The following is a 16874-nucleotide window of genomic DNA, read 5'->3' as shown; positions in this document are numbered from 1 at the left end:
GAATAAAAGCGATCGCTTTTATCCCACACTAGAGATAGCTTCTCCTATTTCTTTAGGAGTTGCACCTGTAGCCAGCATAGCTCGGATCAGTGATTCGATCGAAACGGAATCATCAGCATTTTCAGCTAATGCAATACTTGACTGACTGGCTGAAATTTTTTCTGCCAATTCATCTTGATTCATTAGCTTTTGTCGCCGCTCTTTTAAGCTGCGACTGAGAGCTAATTTAATTTCAATTAAGGCTGTTTCCTCTGGAGTAAGTTCTAAAAATTCAGAAACCGTTCCAACTTTCCAGCCCTGTGCTTTTAGACGTTCTCTCTTAGCTCGATCCATATCACTATTCCTCTAAATTACTATCGTACTTACTCAGTCGTTTTTGGCAATTCTCAATTACGCTAGCAGGTGTTGCTCTTGTCGTTTTATGGAAAACCTCCACAATGACAATTGCATCATCATCAATTCGGTAAATAATTCTCCAATTCTTGTCCGCATCCCGAACTCTTAATTCATGACAATGGCTGCCAATACTTGGCATTGGTCTTGAATGTGGCAATCCTAAGTTTTCACCCTGTTGTAATCGCCTCAGCAGTACGCCCGTCTCGATACGTGCCTCCTGACTAAAGGGCGGTGTTTTAACTTCACCGTGTAACCACACTAGAGGTTTATTATCATCATCCATGTTCGCTATTAATTATATTAATATATTATGTACTCTGAAATAGCGTCCCATCCAACGCAACATTTGAATTAGTAAATTCACACTTCCCAATTTCTCTGCTTAACCACATCCAATGGTAAGTTTAACGCTGTTGCAATTTGTTCGTCACTTAAGCCAAACTCCCGTAATTTATTGATTGTTTCCACATTAGCTTGGTTGTTACTTTCCTGTTGAAAATCAGCCTTCTCTGGTTGACTTTTATCAAGAGTTGCATTGGCTTTATCTGAACAAATATTGATATAGCCAATCATGTTATTTTGCTTATCATTAACTGTAGTATTTTTATTAAAAATAATCTTTATATTGCCTTGTCGTTCTAGCACTGATTTCAAGTTTCTTTTAGTAACTGGTTCATCAAAGACCTCAGATAACATTTGTAGCAACTTGTAACCGACATCCTTAGTATAACCTGCTGAACAACCATTATTTTCTGCAATTTCCGAATACTTTTGGCGCTTCAGTATTCCCTCAATAATTTCTCGTTGCAAGTCATTGAGATGTATGCCTGTTTTCGCGTATACAGATCGATCGACAAATTCCACTACTTCATCAACCTGCATAATCTGGGGTGTGAAAGCAACTTTGTTATTATAGCTGTCTTAATCTGTCTTTTTCAGTCTTAATCCGTCTTTTTCAAAAAAATTAACCAAAATTTGTCTTTTTATCCTGTTCAGTTTGGTGCGATCGGTCTAGTATAAGATGGAGTATTTCATTTGTATTCTATTGAATCCAAATTTTTCCTTTATTTAAGAGTTAACACAAAGTCATTAGTATGAACCAGCCTTATTTAACCCGCTGTATTGAATGCGAAAAACAAATAAGTTCTTCTGCCTACAAATGTCCCCATTGCCAAACAACATCGCCTTTTGGTATTACTTGTCACATCTGTAACAAGAAATTGCGAAAGTCAAAAGCTAAACAAGTTTTAGATTCTGATGGTGATCCTATATATTCCGCTCACGAAGAATGCCTCAATTGGGTTCAGCAAGAAGTAGTTGGAAACCAAAAAATTGTATACCAATGTCCAGTTTGTCGAACAAGCGTAACAATTTCACATTCTTTAAAAGATACAAATTGTCACAACTGTGGGCATTCTTTCTCTGTGAACGAATATTATGCTGGCAAATGTAAACATTGTAGAAATACGGTATTAAAAGGTTTTGAAGTTAATTATAATTATAACATTTATCATAAGTTGTGTGCTAATAAAGCCTATCCAAATTGGGAAATAGAAGAGAACCAAAGACAGCAAAAAAGAAAAGAAGCAGAGCAGAATAAAAAGCGGTTAGAGGAAGCAGAAGCTGAAAAAGCAAGAAAAATAAGAGAAAGAGAAAAAATGAATTACACAATAGCAAACTTGTCTAGTTTTGTCGTGTTTGGATTACCAATGCTCTTACTTTTTAGTGGATTTTGTGGATTATTTGTTGCAATATTTTTTGCAAGCATTGGCTTGGGTTCTGTAGGAAATATCATAGGTTTAATAGTAGGAATTTTGGTATTTATAACCTATCTAACACCAAAAAAATGATGAAATTTAGTGCCAAACATAAGTTATATCATGTCTGTTGAATTACCCACAGTAAAAACTCACCACGTTGTTGCGTAGGGACACGGCATCATAAATATTTTGGACAAACAGATAAAGTTAATTATGCCGTGTCCCTACAACTTGTCGAACCTCTTCTGGGAACTCCCTCAAATCTTCCAGGGAACTTCCAACCCACTCAACGGGTTTTAGCGATAAACTCATATCTGCAATATGGTTAGTTATGGCATATTATTGCAAATATGAAGCTTAACAGTAAACTCTATCCCAAAAATAACTTATAAGCAGGATTTTGGCTTTCATCCCAATAGCGATAACCCAAGGTATCAAGAAATGCTTGCCACTCTGCCATCTCATTAGGTGGTACTTGAATTCCGACAACAATTCTGCCGTAATCTGAGCCATTATTGCGATAGTGAAATACACTGATATTCCAATTTGGACTCATGGAATTAACGAATTTCATTAATGCGCCGGGACGTTCAGGAAATTCAAAACGGTAAAGTAATTCATTGTGTGCAAGTGGAGAACGTCCGCCTACCATGTGACGCAAATGTAATTTTGTTAATTCATCATCTGTTAAATCAATTGTTTTCAATCCGTGAGCTTCAAAAGCTTCTACCATTTTGACAGCATCGGCACGATTTTGGACTTGCACGCCGACAAAAATATGGGCGATTTTTTCATCTGCAATGCGATAGTTGAATTCAGTTAAACTGCGTCTCCCCATACATTCGCAAAATTTGCGGAGACTACCTGGAGTTTCGGGAATTGTGACAGCAAAAATTGCTTCTCGGTGTTCGCCTAATTCTGCTCTTTCGGCAACAAAACGTAGACGATCGAAATTCATGTTAGCACCACAAGCGACAGCAACTAAAGTTTGCCCTTGGATTTGTTCTCTTTCGACGTAAGCTTTAGCACCTGCGATCGCTAATGCACCAGCTGGTTCTAAAATTGACCTTGTATCCTCAAAAACATCTTTAATTGCCGCACAAGTATCATCAGTATCCACCAAAATAATATCATCCAAATATTCCTGGCACAGGCGAAAAGTTTCCTCTCCCACTTCTCGCACTGCTACACCATCAGCAAATAAACCAACCTGCGGTAACTTTACCCTTTCTCCTGCTTTCAAAGACTGATACATAGCATCAGCATCCACAGGTTCCACACCAATAATTTTAATATCTGGACGAATGCGTTTTACATAAGCGCCAATACCAGAAATTAAACCACCACCACCAATTGCCACAAAAATAGCATGAATTGGTTTCTGATATTGTCGCAGAATTTCCATGCCGATCGTACCCTGTCCAGCAATCACATGAGGGTCATCAAAAGGATGAATAAAAGTTAACCCTTTTTCTCTTTCCAACTGACGCGCATAAGCACAAGCTTCATCAAAAGTATCACCATACAAAACAACTTCGCCGCCTCTAGCTTTCACCGCATCAACTTTTACTTGCGGCGTAGTTACTGGCATGACAATAATTGCTTTTGTTCCCAATTTACTAGCACCAAGAGCAACACCTTGAGCATGATTTCCCGCTGATGCTGCAATTACACCTTGGGCTAAAATATCTGGCGGTAATTGTGCCATTTTGTTATAAGCACCCCGCAATTTAAAAGAGAAGACAGACTGCATATCTTCCCGCTTTAGCAGGATTTTATTGTTTAGTCTTTGAGAAAGATTAGGGGCGTATTCTAAAGGAGTTTCTTGGGCTACATCATAGACACGGGCGGTGAGAATAAGTTGGAGGTAATCGCAAAACATGGGATTGATTGGTTAGCAAAGGAGGGATGGACTATAATTTTACTTTACTAGTAGCTACTTTTGTAAGGAGTTTTATGGCACTTACTTGATATAATTATAGACGGAGAGACTTTCTTTAATGGTCTTGGAATGAACAGCAAATCGAATGAAACGCCCGAAGCTAATCTTTATCAAGATTAAGCTTGCAATAGATATTGATCGTGGCATTCTTGCAAGCGGGAGAGAACTTGATGCAGATTGTAAAGCGGTGTTGTGAAAGATTATTCTAGGAAAGATAAGTATAGTAGGTAGCAAGTAGAAGGTCTGTTGACGCAGGCAGAGATTGCGTGTTAGAAATATGGGCAAGGAAAGCCTCATACTACTCGCAAGAAAATGTATGGATATAGTTATTGAACTTCTTAAATCTTTATTTTTACCTATAGCCAGGTTCATCTTGGATTTGTTCAGGGTTTATATAGATACAAAAAAGCTTTTTCCAGAAAAACCAAGAAATACACAGCCAGAAACATCAAAGACAGAATTAGAGCAGGCAAATGAAAGAGGAGTAAGTTTAGCGAAGGAATATTTTTACATTGAAAACTATAGTGAAGCAAAGAATGTTTTAGTGGAGGTACTTTCGAGGGACAATGAATGCTATCCAGCATTAGATTTAATGGTTAAGGTATTAATTCAACTAAAGGAATATGAAATATCGCTTAAATACTTCGTGAGGCTTTTTAAAAAAGCCCGAAATCTTAGAATCGATCATAAGCTAAAATTTTCCGAAACTAGGCAAGCTTATAGTATGGTATTGCTTGAGCTGGGGCAATATGAAGAAGCTGTTGTTTCATGTACTAAAGCTATTGAACTTAATCGCTATGACACTAGGAGTTGGTACATCCAAGCAAAAAGCCTACAGGAGTTGCAAGAGTTTGAAAAAGCAATCAAGTCATATAATGAAGTTCTCAAATTCAATCCTAATAATCAAGAAGCTAAAACTAACCTAAATATTTGTAAGCAAAAACTTTCAAAATCAACTGTTGCGAAACCACCATCAACTGTCTTTACGCCTCTAGCTCCTACTTTAAAACCTCCATCCAAACAAAAAGGGTATCCCAATACAAGCACTCCACCTTCAGTGCAGGAAAAGCATAAAACAGAGGTATTTAGGTATAGAATAATTCCACCTTCAGTGCAAGAAAAGCATAAAACAGAGGTATTTAGGTATAGAATAATTCCACCTTCAGTACAGGAAAAGCATAAAACAGAGGTAGTTAATTTGCCAGTGCTGAAGATTGGCTCGTATGGAGGGCAGGTGTATAGATTGAAAGAGCGGCTACAAAAACTCGGCTTTTTCAAAGGTAATATATTAGATGGAATGTTCGACTCAATCACTCAAGAGGCTGTCAGGAATGCTCAACGCCACTATGGTCTTAATCCTAATGGCATTGTCGGCTCTGATACTTGGACTGTATTGTTGAAGTAATGAGCGATCACTAATCTAATCTTTATGGCTCTCCCGGATGTTTGGTGCAAAAAGTAGTTGTTGATACATTTTTCCCGGACAATGAAGGCTGAAAACCTTGATGCAGCTAAATAATAAGCTTACGTTATCACCACAAGTACAGGAGAGCCCGGTTAACAATATTCCTAACTCTCACTAGTTTCTGTTACTTCAAACTCAACTTTATCATAAATATCTGCTAAGGTTATTTCTAAGGAAAGGGTATTTAACGAGATGGTTTCATTTAGCTCGTCATATTCGGAAAATATCCAGGTTTTGCGATCGGTCCTAAAATACTGCTCAATGTGCATTTTGTACTGGTCAATTAAAAGATATTCCTGAAAGCTGGGAATAGTGCGATAAGCGGCAAATTTTTCATCCTTATCATAATTTCTGGTAGAATCTGACAAAACTTCAGCAATAAATAAAGGATTAGTAACAGTATCTTTTCGCCCTTCTTGCAATTGCAATTCACCTTGAACTACCATTACATCAGGATAAGTATAGATGCGTTTTTCAGGAATCCAAATTCGTTGATCTGTAACAAAAGCCCTATAGGGTTGACGCTTGAGTGCAAAATTTAATGCAGCATAAAAATTGCCAGCAATTGTATTATGATTTGGCATCCCACCAGCCATAGGAACTATTTCTCCATTAATATATTCATGACGTTGTTCTGAATTCACCTCTAAATTGAGATATTCTTCAGCAGTGTAATATTTTTTTTCTTCAGCTTGCATAAGCATATAATTTTCTCCTTTTAACCAACATTGTAAGGTGCGTTAAGTTAAGCCATAACGCACCTTCAATTAACAATTTATGATGCGTTAATGCAGTTTAACGCACCCGATAATTTATGGGGTTGCCACGATCGCAACGGGTCGCGGAGGAATTTCATTATAGTGGGAGTTTATCCAGCAAATCGGTAAAGGTTCGCCGGAAGGAAACATCAATTCTGATTTAGGGAACATTTCCGGGTCTTGCATTTCTTCCCCTGCGTGAGATTGACCTGTAACCTCAGTTTTACAAGGGTTATAAAGATCTACGATCGTCAATACTTCAATCAAATCCCCGGTTTGCTTCTGTTTGAGAAACATAACGCCTCCAGGTTAAATACGCCTCTAATTATTAGATAGCACATTTTCATTAGCAAAGATGTTAAATTTTGTCAATGGTAAAAATGATGAAAAGAGAACAAATCAATTGAGTTTTATTAAGGGTTTACACTGAGTTAATCAGGTAAGGCAAATCCTGTGCGAGGATCGCGGATATACAAACCGAGAACTAAAGAATTCATAACTGTATCCCATACTGGTGTTAGCTTTTCTGCTTGATCTGCCCAAAAATCGAAGGTAATTAAACATTGCACGCCAGAACCTAAACCAATGCAAATTCGGGAAAATGCTTCACGGTTTTCGTTGGGGTCAATAAATTTAATTTCTGTCCAAACGACACGGGCGGTTTGACGTTTAAATTGGATGATTTCTCCTTGTGCGATCGGGTTGCGTTCATCATCTCGAACGATCTGCTTTAATAGGGGAACTAAGGGAAATTCTGACCAATCGCCTTGGGGAAGTAAATTATAAGAAGCTTCTAAGCGACAATCATCATTTGGTGGTTTTTTGTCTAAAAACCGAAATGACTTGGTATCTGGTTCAAAATGCCAATCTTGGGGCACATCGAAGCGTACCGCCCCTCTTCCAGCAACAAAGATGCGAGTTCCTGGGGTTGATTTCCAGTTGTGGTCTTCTTTTAACTCTAGAGTTTCTTTGATCCATTGGAGATTGTGCTTTTTACCTTTCTTAGCCATAAATACTCCATTGTTGACTTCTCTATATTGTGCCGTAGGTTGGGCGATTCGTTTAAAATGTGATGGTCGCACATTAATGGTACTGTTTATGAGTCAGCTACCAACGCAACTGCTAACGGATACTTGGCTAAATGCGACTTGGGAAGAATATTTGCAGGTAGTTTGCGATCGCACTTACGAAAAAGCCAAAAGCTATTATTACAAAGGACGCATGAGGTTGGAAATGTCTGCACTTGGTAATCCCCATTCTCGCGATCATGCCATTATTATTTATGCTATTTGCCTTTTTGCAGGACTGAACGAGATTAACCTAGATAGTCATGATAACTGCACTTATCGCAAAACAGGCTACGAGGAAGCACAACCGGATGTCTCATTTTATGTGGGAGAAAATGCAGAAATTGTACCTTGGGAAACAACTATCATCGATCTTGATATTTATCCACCGCCTGATTTAGTGATTGAAGTTGCCTATACTTCTTTAGCTGATGATAAAGGTGAGAAACGGTTACTTTACGAATCTTTGGGAGTGCGGGAATATTGGATTATTGATGTTCAAAATGTGGAAATAATTGCCTTTGAAATTTTGGATAGGGGTAGTCGAAGGATCGATCGATCTCAGGTAATTACTGGTTTGGAAATTGCACTTTTAGAAACAGCTTTGCGGCGCAGTCGAGAAATGAATCATGGTAAAGTTAGTGCTTGGTTGTTGACGCAGTGGCAAAGTTGATGATGTCAGCAGAAACAAAATTTAGTATAAAATTATGAACCAGCATCCATTTAACAATTCCGAAGATGATGACTCTAACGGCTTGGGTAAGATAAATAAGACTCAACAGCCGATTAATCAAGAAGTAGAACCAACGAATACGCAGAGTAAAGAAGTAAAAACAGCGAAACAGAGTTTAAAACGTCTCACCTTAATTTTGATTGCTATTGGTGTTACTTTGGGAGCAATTTTAGCTGTAGGTGTGATTACTTTTCTCAATCGCTATAATCTGTTTGATGTTCCGACTCAGGTAGATCAACCTTCTAAGTAAGTAACATTTGGGAAATACATTCAGTTTAACTCAAATCTTCCACCACTCCCAAAATCCGCCTGCCTTATCAATTCGCTTTTCTTATAGCTAAAGTCCTCTATCATAGGACTGAAACGTAAGTATTTAGTCCATTTTAATGGAGTTGAGCTATTAGCCCGGAAATTGATTTCTGGGCGGGCTAAAATCGCAGGTTCAAGATCTCAGTTTAAGTCAGTAAGCGATCGCCTTTAACTTATTTTCTCCTCTTCTTAAAGACAGATGAACTTTGCGGATCTATAAGTCAACATCAAGTCATTAAAGTTATAGGAGAAAATCATGCCGTTAGAGGGTGTAATTTTAGACGTAGATGGAACTCTGGTTTTAAGCAATGATGCTCACGCCCAAGCTTGGGTAGAAGCATTTGCTGACTATGGTTATGAAATAAAATTTGCAGAAGTGCGCCCTTTAATTGGTATGGGTAGCGATCAATTAATTCCCAAGTTGATATCAGAACTCAATGGTAAGGAAGAGATTTGCAAAAAACTTTCCGATCGCCGCAAGGAGTTGATTATTAATAAATTTTCTTCTGAGTTAGTTGCTACCAATGGTTCGCGAGAATTGGTGCAAAAAATGAAAGAAGATGGGTTACATTTAATTATTGCTAGTTCAGCTACTTCACAAGAAATGGATGTTTTGTTAAAAATTGCTCGTGTGGATGATTTAATTCCAGAACATACAACTTCTAGCGATGCGGAAAATTCAAAACCTGCACCGGATATTGTGGAAGTTGCTTTGCAAAAAGCTGATTTAGAACCTGATAAAGCGGTAATGTTAGCTGATACTCCCTACGATATTGAATCTGCTGGAAAAGCGGGTGTAGGAGTGATTGCTTTTCGCACTGGTGGTTTTAGTGATGAGGAATTATCTGGTGCGATCGCAATTTACAATGATCCTGCTGATTTGCTGCGACAGTACGATCGATCTCCCTTGGCTAAAATGGCTTGATAGTTATTGATAAACTCAGATCTTGCACCTGTCGTTTTAGCCCGCCTGCGAATCAATTCGCAGGCTAATAGCTTAACTCCACTGAAGTGGACTGAAAGCTTTTAATTTCAGCTGTTTTCATAACTCGATTCCTCAAATTGTTAGTAATTTAGTTATACCAAATTCATACCCAGTTTAGAAATGGAGGAAAAGGGCGATCGCTATTTACAACGATCCAGTTAATTGGTGGTGATAGTGCGATCGATCTCCCTTGGCTAAAATGGCTTCTTAGCCATTTCTAAAATCAAGGAAAGTACCTGTAGGCTTCTTTCCGATGGAGAACTCTTACAAAGACAACAACATTCTGGCTAATAACAATACCAATTCTGTAGTCTCCAACTCGAATGCGGTAGTAGTCTCCTTCTGCTTTGAGTTTTTTAATATTGCTCACATTTTCTAAGTTTTCAGCCGCTTCAATTTCCAAGATTACCGCTTTAATTCTTGTGAGCAAAGCCTCATCTCGAAGCTTGCTTAAGTCTTTTTCAAAACTTTTTCTAAATTCAACCTCCATAGCTAAGGCTCCAGAATCTTAAAAATAGCTTCTCTGCTAACAGTTTCGGTTTCTTCTCCTTCTTGTATTGCTCTTTCCATAGCAATATCTTCGATAATTTCTGAAAACAGTTGATAAAATTCTTCTCGATTCTCTTGAAATAGTTCAATAATCGTAGCTTTTAGTACTTCCTTGAATTGGTCTGAATGAAGGGTTATTTCAGTCATTTTTCCTCCGTATTTATTGAGTTTTATTTGTTAAGTCAATACTTAACTGCCAGTTCTACTTCCATTTTTAGCATAGGTAGAATCAGAGATGTGACGGGGCGATCGCAATTTACGATGATCCAGTTAATTGGTGGTGATAGTGCGATCGATCTCCCTTGGCTAAAAAAGCTTGATAACATTAAAAACAGTCGCTTTGCGTAGCTCTGGCGTAAATAAAGTGATAAATAAACCTGATTAATTAATAAACTGCTTACCCCATAAGGAATCCCTGTCCCTAGTCCCTAGAGCGCCAGTCCAGTAGAATAAATTGACAAAAAGAACGAAATATGGGTTATGTAGGGGCGAAGCATTTGGGCGACAATTTATTGCACAGAACCCAAGATTTTCTGTCCAAATGCTTCGCCCTGCCGGGGTCTAAAGCCAAGCCCACATTATGTTGCTTTTGTCAACCTCTTTTACTGGACTGGCGCTCTAGTGCCCCATCCCCAAAACTTAAAAATTTGTGAACTGTCCGGGCTGCTGGTTGTTCATCCTGAAGTGTATATATGTAGTCTTTAATGATGGTTTAGCGATCGGCGATGACTGAGGAAGAATTGCTGGGGGTAATTGAACAGGCGGCGAGGGAGGGATGGACGGAACTCGACCTCTCTGGCAAGGATTTGACGGTTTTACCGCGAGAGATTGGCAAGTTGACTCAACTTAAAAAATTGATTCTCGGTAAATATGACAAGACCGCCAAGCTTTTCGCTGATGAATTCTATCGTACCTTGGCGCTAGGTTGGCCTGTAGATGCAGCCATTCAAACAACTCGCAACGCCATTTCTATCGAAGTCGGACAGGATAAACCCGACTTTGCTACACCAGTTCTTTATATGCGAGCCAAGGATGGCATAATCATGAGTGGGTTCTAACTCAACCAACTTTCAACCATCCAAAAACCTGCTCAACAGTTAAATCTAAACTAAGGAATTGTGGTATCGGCAATTTATCATTACCTGTTAACTCAACAGGTTCTTCTCCTGCCAAAAATGCCAAAATTAACCTTTCTTCTGGATCGATTAACCAACCTAATTCAGTACCATATTTAAGACAGTGCAAAATGTTACTAATAACTTTAGTAGCTTTCTGTTCAGGTGAAAGAATTTCTACTGTCCAATCAGGGAAAATTGCAAAAGCGTTTGGTACTTCGCCATCTGCTTCAAAAGGGATTCTTTCCCAACGGAATACGCTAGCATCAGGAACAATGGAACGCCCGCCAAAAGTACAGCGTAGTTCAGGAAAAGCTAAGGCAATTCGAGATGTTTCTGCAACTCCATTGACAGCATCACAAAATTTAAGTTGGAGGCGGGAATGTTTGCCTTGACAGCAGAGCTTTTTGATGGATTTTTCCATTGATAAATTCACTGGCAGGTTTAGTTTCTGGCAGTTTGAGGAATTCTTCGAGGCTAAGGGATGAAGGAAGTGTTGTTGTCATCGCCTTGGGTTTGGTATTATTGTGAGTATGACTAAGTTTTAGCGTTATTTGTTGATTACTTCTTTTTCACTTTCATTGCTCTTGATTCTACTGTAAATTCTGGAATGTCTCGCAATTCTTTATCACTCAAACTATATTGCTCACAAACCAAACTTAAACGAGTTCCAGAGGTTTTTACCGCATTTACAGAATGGGTTAAGTCTCCTTGAAAATAAACTAATGTGTTGATTTGTGGTTTAATTTGTCCGACTTGTTGTTTATGATTTCGTAGTACTAACTCTCCTCCTTGCAAATTTTCTGGTACTTGCACGTAAAGTACGCTGACACACATTGGCGGTTCAATGGTTTTGCAGTAGGAGCGGAGAGAGCGATCGATATGCGGATCGACACGCGAACCTTCCTGAAGTAGCAACGGATTTAGGTAAAAAGCATTACATGAAGGCTCTAATGCTCGGTCTAAATAAGGTTTAAAAAAGGGAAACTTTCGCTCAACTTCGGGGATTTCTGAGCGATGAAACACCACTGAAAAACCTTTAGTACCAACAAAATCGCGGTTAAGATTGTTGACGGCGAAATAAGGACAAGCGAGAATTTCTCCTCGCAAGTCGTTGAGGTAATTCAGTGGGAAAGCGTTGGGATGTTGTTGATAGTAATTCACAAAGATTTCAGGAAAAGAGTTGAAAAGTTAAAGTTAAACAGATTAATCATTATGAGCGTGTTCAAACTCATAAACATAAAACAGCCGACTCAATTTTTTCAGCAAATAGCCACCTATTGCTAAAATAATTCCACTTCCAAGGGCTAACCAAAATCCTAAAGGAGGTAAGAAAATTTCCCCGGAAATTGCCAAACTTCTGGCATCAATCATTACAGCTAAAAACAATGAAATTGCTGCTAAGATATAAGCCAACACAGTCAGGCGATTAATATTTTTTAAAGCATCTTGACAAACTCGACAGTTTTGAGTGTGGGTTGTCCAAACATCAAATAACTTTTGTTTATCTCGTTCTGGGGGTGGGAGTTCGGCATTGCATCCTTCTGCCCAAGGAATACCACCACCAGCCCTTTTTTCCCACCACTGACGAAAGGCTATTACCATTTTATCTTGGGGATTTGGTGTAAAAACAGCATCTAACCATCGATCTTTTTGCTGTTTTGCTAATATCTTTTCTTGATAATGGAGAAACACCATATCTTGATGCAAAAATAGGGAAGCTAACACATGACCTAACCAAATTGGCATTGGTAAGGCAAAGAATCCTAAACCTTGGCTTTGCTTTCCCGCCTGATTTTTTACTAATACTTGACAGCCAATATGACGACACCATCCGGGACGAGTTGGAGTAGCATATAAAGCGAGAATCATTTGTCCACCATCGGTGTTATTAGTAACAATCCTCATGTGAGAAGGCGGTTGAAAATCATGGATTGCTTGGGCAATGTTCGGTGCAGTTGGTGTTATTTGATAAGCGAAACCTTCTTGGGTGGACATATCTCGAATACTGATCATGTCATAGTATTTAGCATCTTGGTAGCGATTTCCAATAATGCCGTGATGGGAAACGGGAACATGGGCGGGGTCTGAGATATTTTCTATGAAGAAATCCCAACCATAAGGCAAGTCACGGATATTCCAAAATAGCTTTTTAGCCCGATCGCTATTCTCTTCCAGTTCGGGAATGATTCGCGGATTTCTCTGTTGACTTTCTACTTCTGCTTGAACACCTGATTCTGCCCATACCCATAATAAACCTTGAAGTTCTTGGGTGGGATAGGCGATCGCACAAGATTGAGGATTTGTGCAATGTTTCGCTTCAGTTTCCTTGTCTTTAGATTGAGGAATGCTGACACATTTTCCCTCTGAATCAAAACGCCAAGCGTGGTATGCACATAACAGCGTACCATCAGACTCAACGCGACCTTCCGAAAGTGGCGCGAGTCGATGGGGACAAGCATCTGCAAAGCAACGCCATTTACCTGCGCCATCTCGCCATAAAACTACATCTTTGCCCAATAATTGCATTGCATGGGGGCGTGTGGGGTCGAGAAAATCTACCACTGCAACTGGATACCATTGCTTTGTCCATTGAAAGGTTGCGTCTTCTTGCTGTTGATGTTGTTCGATCGCCTTTTGCAGATTAGCTTCTGTCACCATAGCTATTACCTCTTTTTGATTTTATCAGTTTAGTTGGCAACTTTTTCTAATATAGTAGCGATCGCAGTTAAAGTTTAAATAAGTGCAATAGCGGGTCAATATGCCAACTAATCAAAAACTCTCTCTTCCGATTATGGGCTGTGGAACTTGGGCTTGGGGAAATCGCCTACTTTGGGGATACGATCCTAGCATGGATTATCAATTGCAAGAAGTTTTTAACCTTTGTGTTAGTAACGGTGTGACTTTATTTGATACCGGAGATTCTTACGGAACTGGCAAATTAAATGGTCGCAGTGAGACACTTTTAGGAAAGTTTTCTCAAGCCTATTCTGGCAGCAATCAAGAAAATATTTGTATTGCTACTAAATTAGCTGCTTATCCTTGGAGATTAACTCGCCAGTCAATGGTTAATGCTGGTAAAGCTTCGGCAAAACGTTTGGGAATAAATATAGATTTGGTGCAAATGCACTGGTCTACAGCTAATTATTTTCCTTGGCAAGAATGGGCACTTTTGGATGGGTTAGCTGATCTTTATCAACAGGGATTAGTTAAAGGAGTTGGCTTATCTAATTATGGATCGAAACGATTGAAAAAGGTACATCAACGATTTGCTGAACGGGGTGCCCCAATTACTAGTTTACAAGTGCAATATTCATTATTATCTACTTATCCTATTACTGAATTGGGATTAAAAGATGTTTGTGATGAGTTGGGAATTAAGTTAATTGCTTATAGCCCTTTAGCTTTGGGTTTATTGACAGGGAAATATTCCGAAAAAACGGCTTTACCTAAAGGAATTCGCAAGTTAGCTTTTAGCCAAATATTACCAGGAATTCAACCGCTTTTAGGTTGTTTAAGAGAAATTGCTGAAAACAGAAATAAAACGATGTCCCAAGTAGCACTTAATTGGTGTATCTGTAAAGGGACTATTCCCATTCCTGGGGCAAAGTCTGTGGAACAAGCAAAGGATAATCTTGGGGCTTTGGGTTGGCAACTTGATGCTAATGAAGTTGCAGAACTTGACAAAGCTGCTGCTAGTACAGATAAAAAAATGGTACAAAACATCTTTCAAACCAAGTAAATTTATCATGCTGATTATCACCATTCATTTTTTACCTTTTCTTGATTTTTTTCTGATATTTTCTGCCTCTTCTCAACTAGGTAGTGAAACTACTGCAAGTTATTAGACTTGGTTGGCTGTAGAATAAGTGATAGTTTTTGCTTTGGACAACATAAATTTAAGTTTTGTTTAGTTGTCTCAAATAGACCTCTCCAAAAAAGAATGTAGAGACGTTGTATACAACGTCTCTACAAGGGTTCCAAGTAACGCACATTTAATTTCTGGAGAGGTCTAATAGTTCATCTTCAGTTTGAGGTAGTCAACAATGGCACAACAATATTTTACTGATAGTGAATGGTCAATGCTGATGCAAGCACCTTGGCAAGCAATTGCGGCGTTGATTTTAGCTGATAAAACAGATCCAGTTTCTTTTCTTAAAGAACTCCGGGCGGCGTTGGAGATTATGGTTGCAGAACAGCAACGGGAAGATATTACAAATGATTTAGTGAAATCATTAGTTGCTTCTTTAAATCAAGCTGACGCTAAGAGATCGATCGAAGGTGAAGCATTAATGTTGCATAAACAGAATGAATTGCTGTCATACCTTCAGAATTTGAATAGCGCTTCCCAAGGTCGTCAGCAAGCTTTGACATATTTTGAGGAGGTAGCGAAAATTTTAGCAGCTAAAGTGACACCGATGCAAGCAGGAGAATTCAAAAGCTGGATACTTTCGATCGCACGTCGAGTTGCAGAAGCAGTTCGAGAAAAAGGTTTATTCGGCGTGGGCACTAGCAATGAAGAAAAGTCTATGCTGAGAAAGTTGGAAGAAACGTTGACAATTAAGGTATAGATATAGGTGTTACCAAAATTGTCGATCGTGTTTACATGATTGATTCCGATTGCTGATAAAAAGGAGTGTTTAATGATTGGATTTTTGATTTCGGTCGTAGTGCTTGCGGTTAGCTTATTAATTATCTCAAAGCTACCTACTGGCGTTGAGGTAGACAACCCTTGGATTGCTTTAATTGCCGGAGCAATTATTGGCGCATTCAGCGGAATTTGGGGTATATTCCCAAATTGGTTTAGAACCGCAAATGCCATTCTGAGTTTAGGGTTAATTCCTTTAATTGGCAGTATCATTGTCTTTGGTCTAGCTGCTTGGTTAGTTGAGGGATTTCGCTTACGTTGGGGAATTGGTAGTGCGATTCTGGGTGCGATCGCATTGAGCATTGTTAACTCAATTCTCTGGTTCATTTTGCGCTCAGTCGGAGTTGTTGCCTAATCCAATCCGGCAATATTGTCAGGGAACAGGAAACCATAATGGGGAAAATTAACTGTTCCCTTTATCAATTTTTTTATATGCACAGGGTTATGGAACTACCAAACCTCTACCTTTAACGTTCAGTTCAAAGTTATGCAGAATGTGTGGAAACCAATTATGTCAAAAATTTTTAACTAGGCTACTATCTCATGGCATATTCTTTAAGCAATATGCCATGAAATGCTGAGTAAAAAATCGCTTTTTACAGTTAATTTTACTTAGTTTAATTACTACGTCTAAAGATATAAATGTTGATATTCCAGTAGAAAGATGCTGCGATCGCTTTTTGTTTTTAAGCTGGAAAAACCAAGACAAATCAACTAAAACTTTCGTTATTTACTAGGAGTTTAATTATGGGTTGGTTAAAAAGACTTTTTGGACTAGAAAAACCCAACAATCCCCAACAAGCTGTACAAGGAACCCCAGCCGAAGCACCAAACGTAGCAAGCTCGACTGCTACCGAAAGCATTCCTCCTGAGCGTGTTGGCTTAAATGGAGAATATGACCAAAGCGGTTTAGCTAAGCGAGTAGCTTTAGCTTTTGACCAAGACCCACAATTAGATGACATCAATACTCTTTACGTGGCGCAAACTGGAGGTACTGTTGTTCTCAAAGGGAAAGTTCCTTCTCAAGAAATTCTCAACAAAATGATTAGTGTAGCTCGTCAAGTAAATGGAGCAACTGCTGTAGAGACTAATCAAGTGACGATCGGATAATTAACAGTTCTAAGGTGAGAGGTTGTTGATAAATTAC

Annotated in this window: 22 protein-coding genes and 2 pseudogenes; 11 read left to right on the top strand and 13 right to left on the bottom strand. The window is 38.8% G+C overall.

Annotated features, from left to right (window positions below; genetic code table 11):
• Positions 1-18: 18 nt before the first annotated feature.
• From ACE1CC_RS35695 to ACE1CC_RS35685, 3 genes are all read right to left on the bottom strand, one after another.
• Positions 19-333, bottom strand: coding sequence for a helix-turn-helix domain-containing protein (locus ACE1CC_RS35695; protein WP_413275182.1), 315 nt, complete (start codon positions 331-333; stop codon positions 19-21).
• A 4-nt stretch (positions 334-337) separates the two neighbouring features.
• Complete coding sequence (locus ACE1CC_RS35690; RefSeq protein ID WP_413275181.1) at positions 338-679, bottom strand: type II toxin-antitoxin system RelE/ParE family toxin; 342 nt, start codon at positions 677-679, stop codon at positions 338-340.
• A 77-nt stretch (positions 680-756) separates the two neighbouring features.
• Positions 757-1278: a hypothetical protein gene (locus ACE1CC_RS35685; RefSeq protein ID WP_413275180.1), complete on the bottom strand. Its 522-nt coding sequence runs from the start codon at positions 1276-1278 to the stop codon at positions 757-759.
• A 212-nt stretch (positions 1279-1490) separates the two neighbouring features.
• Between ACE1CC_RS35685 and ACE1CC_RS35680 the strand changes: the two genes are divergently transcribed.
• The gene (locus ACE1CC_RS35680; RefSeq protein WP_413275179.1) at positions 1491-2246 is read left to right on the top strand and encodes a CCDC34 family protein; all 756 of its coding nucleotides are present in this window, start codon (positions 1491-1493) and stop codon (positions 2244-2246) included.
• A gap of 132 nt (positions 2247-2378) precedes the next feature.
• Here ACE1CC_RS35680 and ACE1CC_RS37065 read toward each other — a convergent pair.
• Positions 2379-2468: pseudogene (locus tag ACE1CC_RS37065) on the bottom strand (type II toxin-antitoxin system RelE/ParE family toxin); the annotation flags it as partial.
• A gap of 58 nt (positions 2469-2526) precedes the next feature.
• Positions 2527-4038: a threonine ammonia-lyase, biosynthetic gene (ilvA, locus tag ACE1CC_RS35675; protein ID WP_413275178.1), complete on the bottom strand. Its 1512-nt coding sequence runs from the start codon at positions 4036-4038 to the stop codon at positions 2527-2529.
• A gap of 376 nt (positions 4039-4414) precedes the next feature.
• Between ilvA and ACE1CC_RS35670 the strand changes: the two genes are divergently transcribed.
• On the top strand, positions 4415-5503 hold the full coding sequence (locus tag ACE1CC_RS35670) for a peptidoglycan-binding protein (RefSeq protein ID WP_413275177.1): 1089 nt from the start codon (positions 4415-4417) through the stop codon (positions 5501-5503).
• Between the two features lie 164 nt (positions 5504-5667).
• Here ACE1CC_RS35670 and ACE1CC_RS35665 read toward each other — a convergent pair whose 3' ends face one another.
• The 3 genes from ACE1CC_RS35665 to ACE1CC_RS35655 form a co-directional block, all read right to left on the bottom strand.
• Positions 5668-6267 carry a Uma2 family endonuclease gene (locus ACE1CC_RS35665; RefSeq protein ID WP_459563959.1) on the bottom strand — a complete coding sequence of 200 codons (600 nt, stop codon included), beginning with the start codon at positions 6265-6267 and terminating at the stop codon, positions 5668-5670.
• Between the two features lie 108 nt (positions 6268-6375).
• Entirely contained in the window at positions 6376-6618 is a 243-nt protein-coding gene (locus tag ACE1CC_RS35660; RefSeq protein ID WP_413275176.1) for an acetyltransferase, read from the bottom strand.
• 134 nt (positions 6619-6752) lie between these two features.
• A complete protein-coding gene (locus tag ACE1CC_RS35655) occupies positions 6753-7331 on the bottom strand; it encodes a hypothetical protein (RefSeq protein ID WP_459563960.1) in 579 nt (192 codons plus the stop codon).
• 88 nt (positions 7332-7419) lie between these two features.
• On the opposite strand from ACE1CC_RS35655, the gene ACE1CC_RS35650 reads away from it, so the two are divergent.
• The 3 genes from ACE1CC_RS35650 to ACE1CC_RS35640 all read left to right on the top strand — a co-directional run bounded on the left by ACE1CC_RS35650 (position 7420) and on the right by ACE1CC_RS35640 (position 9355).
• A complete protein-coding gene (locus ACE1CC_RS35650; protein WP_413275174.1) occupies positions 7420-8061 on the top strand; it encodes a Uma2 family endonuclease in 642 nt (213 codons plus the stop codon).
• A 34-nt stretch (positions 8062-8095) separates the two neighbouring features.
• Complete coding sequence (locus ACE1CC_RS35645; RefSeq protein WP_413275173.1) at positions 8096-8371, top strand: hypothetical protein; 276 nt, start codon at positions 8096-8098, stop codon at positions 8369-8371.
• A gap of 315 nt (positions 8372-8686) precedes the next feature.
• Positions 8687-9355: an HAD family hydrolase gene (locus ACE1CC_RS35640; RefSeq protein ID WP_413275172.1), complete on the top strand. Its 669-nt coding sequence runs from the start codon at positions 8687-8689 to the stop codon at positions 9353-9355.
• A gap of 283 nt (positions 9356-9638) precedes the next feature.
• On the opposite strand, the gene ACE1CC_RS35635 is transcribed toward ACE1CC_RS35640, so the two are convergent.
• Both ACE1CC_RS35635 and ACE1CC_RS35630 read right to left on the bottom strand, forming a co-directional pair.
• Complete coding sequence (locus ACE1CC_RS35635) at positions 9639-9905, bottom strand: type II toxin-antitoxin system RelE family toxin (RefSeq protein WP_413275171.1); 267 nt, start codon at positions 9903-9905, stop codon at positions 9639-9641.
• Between the two features lie 2 nt (positions 9906-9907).
• On the bottom strand, positions 9908-10111 hold the full coding sequence (locus ACE1CC_RS35630; protein ID WP_413275170.1) for a hypothetical protein: 204 nt from the start codon (positions 10109-10111) through the stop codon (positions 9908-9910).
• A 27-nt stretch (positions 10112-10138) separates the two neighbouring features.
• On the opposite strand from ACE1CC_RS35630, the gene ACE1CC_RS35625 reads away from it, so the two are divergent.
• On the top strand, positions 10139-10312 hold the full coding sequence (locus ACE1CC_RS35625) for a hypothetical protein (RefSeq protein WP_413275169.1): 174 nt from the start codon (positions 10139-10141) through the stop codon (positions 10310-10312).
• 377 nt (positions 10313-10689) lie between these two features.
• Positions 10690-11022 (top strand): hypothetical protein, encoded by a 333-nt coding sequence (locus ACE1CC_RS35620; RefSeq protein WP_413275168.1) that lies wholly within the window; start codon positions 10690-10692, stop codon positions 11020-11022.
• Position 11023: 1 nt separating this feature from the next.
• On the opposite strand, the pseudogene ACE1CC_RS35615 reads toward ACE1CC_RS35620, so the two are convergent.
• From ACE1CC_RS35615 to ACE1CC_RS35605, 3 genes and pseudogenes are all read right to left on the bottom strand, one after another.
• Positions 11024-11585 (bottom strand): annotated as a pseudogene (locus ACE1CC_RS35615) (Uma2 family endonuclease).
• A gap of 55 nt (positions 11586-11640) precedes the next feature.
• Entirely contained in the window at positions 11641-12243 is a 603-nt protein-coding gene (locus tag ACE1CC_RS35610; protein ID WP_413275167.1) for a 2OG-Fe(II) oxygenase, read from the bottom strand.
• Between the two features lie 42 nt (positions 12244-12285).
• Positions 12286-13740 (bottom strand): Rieske 2Fe-2S domain-containing protein, encoded by a 1455-nt coding sequence (locus ACE1CC_RS35605; protein ID WP_413275166.1) that lies wholly within the window; start codon positions 13738-13740, stop codon positions 12286-12288.
• A 100-nt stretch (positions 13741-13840) separates the two neighbouring features.
• Here ACE1CC_RS35605 and ACE1CC_RS35600 point away from each other — a divergent pair, with 100 nt between their 5' ends.
• The 4 genes from ACE1CC_RS35600 (at position 13841) to ACE1CC_RS35585 (ending at position 16837) form a co-directional block, all read left to right on the top strand.
• Positions 13841-14821: an aldo/keto reductase gene (locus tag ACE1CC_RS35600; RefSeq protein ID WP_413275165.1), complete on the top strand. Its 981-nt coding sequence runs from the start codon at positions 13841-13843 to the stop codon at positions 14819-14821.
• A gap of 304 nt (positions 14822-15125) precedes the next feature.
• Positions 15126-15650: a hypothetical protein gene (locus tag ACE1CC_RS35595; RefSeq protein ID WP_413275164.1), complete on the top strand. Its 525-nt coding sequence runs from the start codon at positions 15126-15128 to the stop codon at positions 15648-15650.
• A 72-nt stretch (positions 15651-15722) separates the two neighbouring features.
• On the top strand, positions 15723-16082 hold the full coding sequence (locus ACE1CC_RS35590) for a phage holin family protein (protein ID WP_413275163.1): 360 nt from the start codon (positions 15723-15725) through the stop codon (positions 16080-16082).
• A 392-nt stretch (positions 16083-16474) separates the two neighbouring features.
• Positions 16475-16837 carry a BON domain-containing protein gene (locus ACE1CC_RS35585; RefSeq protein ID WP_413275162.1) on the top strand — a complete coding sequence of 121 codons (363 nt, stop codon included), beginning with the start codon at positions 16475-16477 and terminating at the stop codon, positions 16835-16837.
• The last annotated feature ends 37 nt before the right edge of the window (positions 16838-16874 follow it).

The organism is Floridaenema aerugineum BLCC-F46, assembly GCF_041929345.1.
Classification (GTDB): Bacteria; Cyanobacteriota; Cyanobacteriia; order Cyanobacteriales; family Aerosakkonemataceae; genus Floridanema; species Floridanema aerugineum.
Note: the sequence above shows the minus strand (reverse complement) of the source record. Positions and strands in the feature narration are given on the sequence as shown.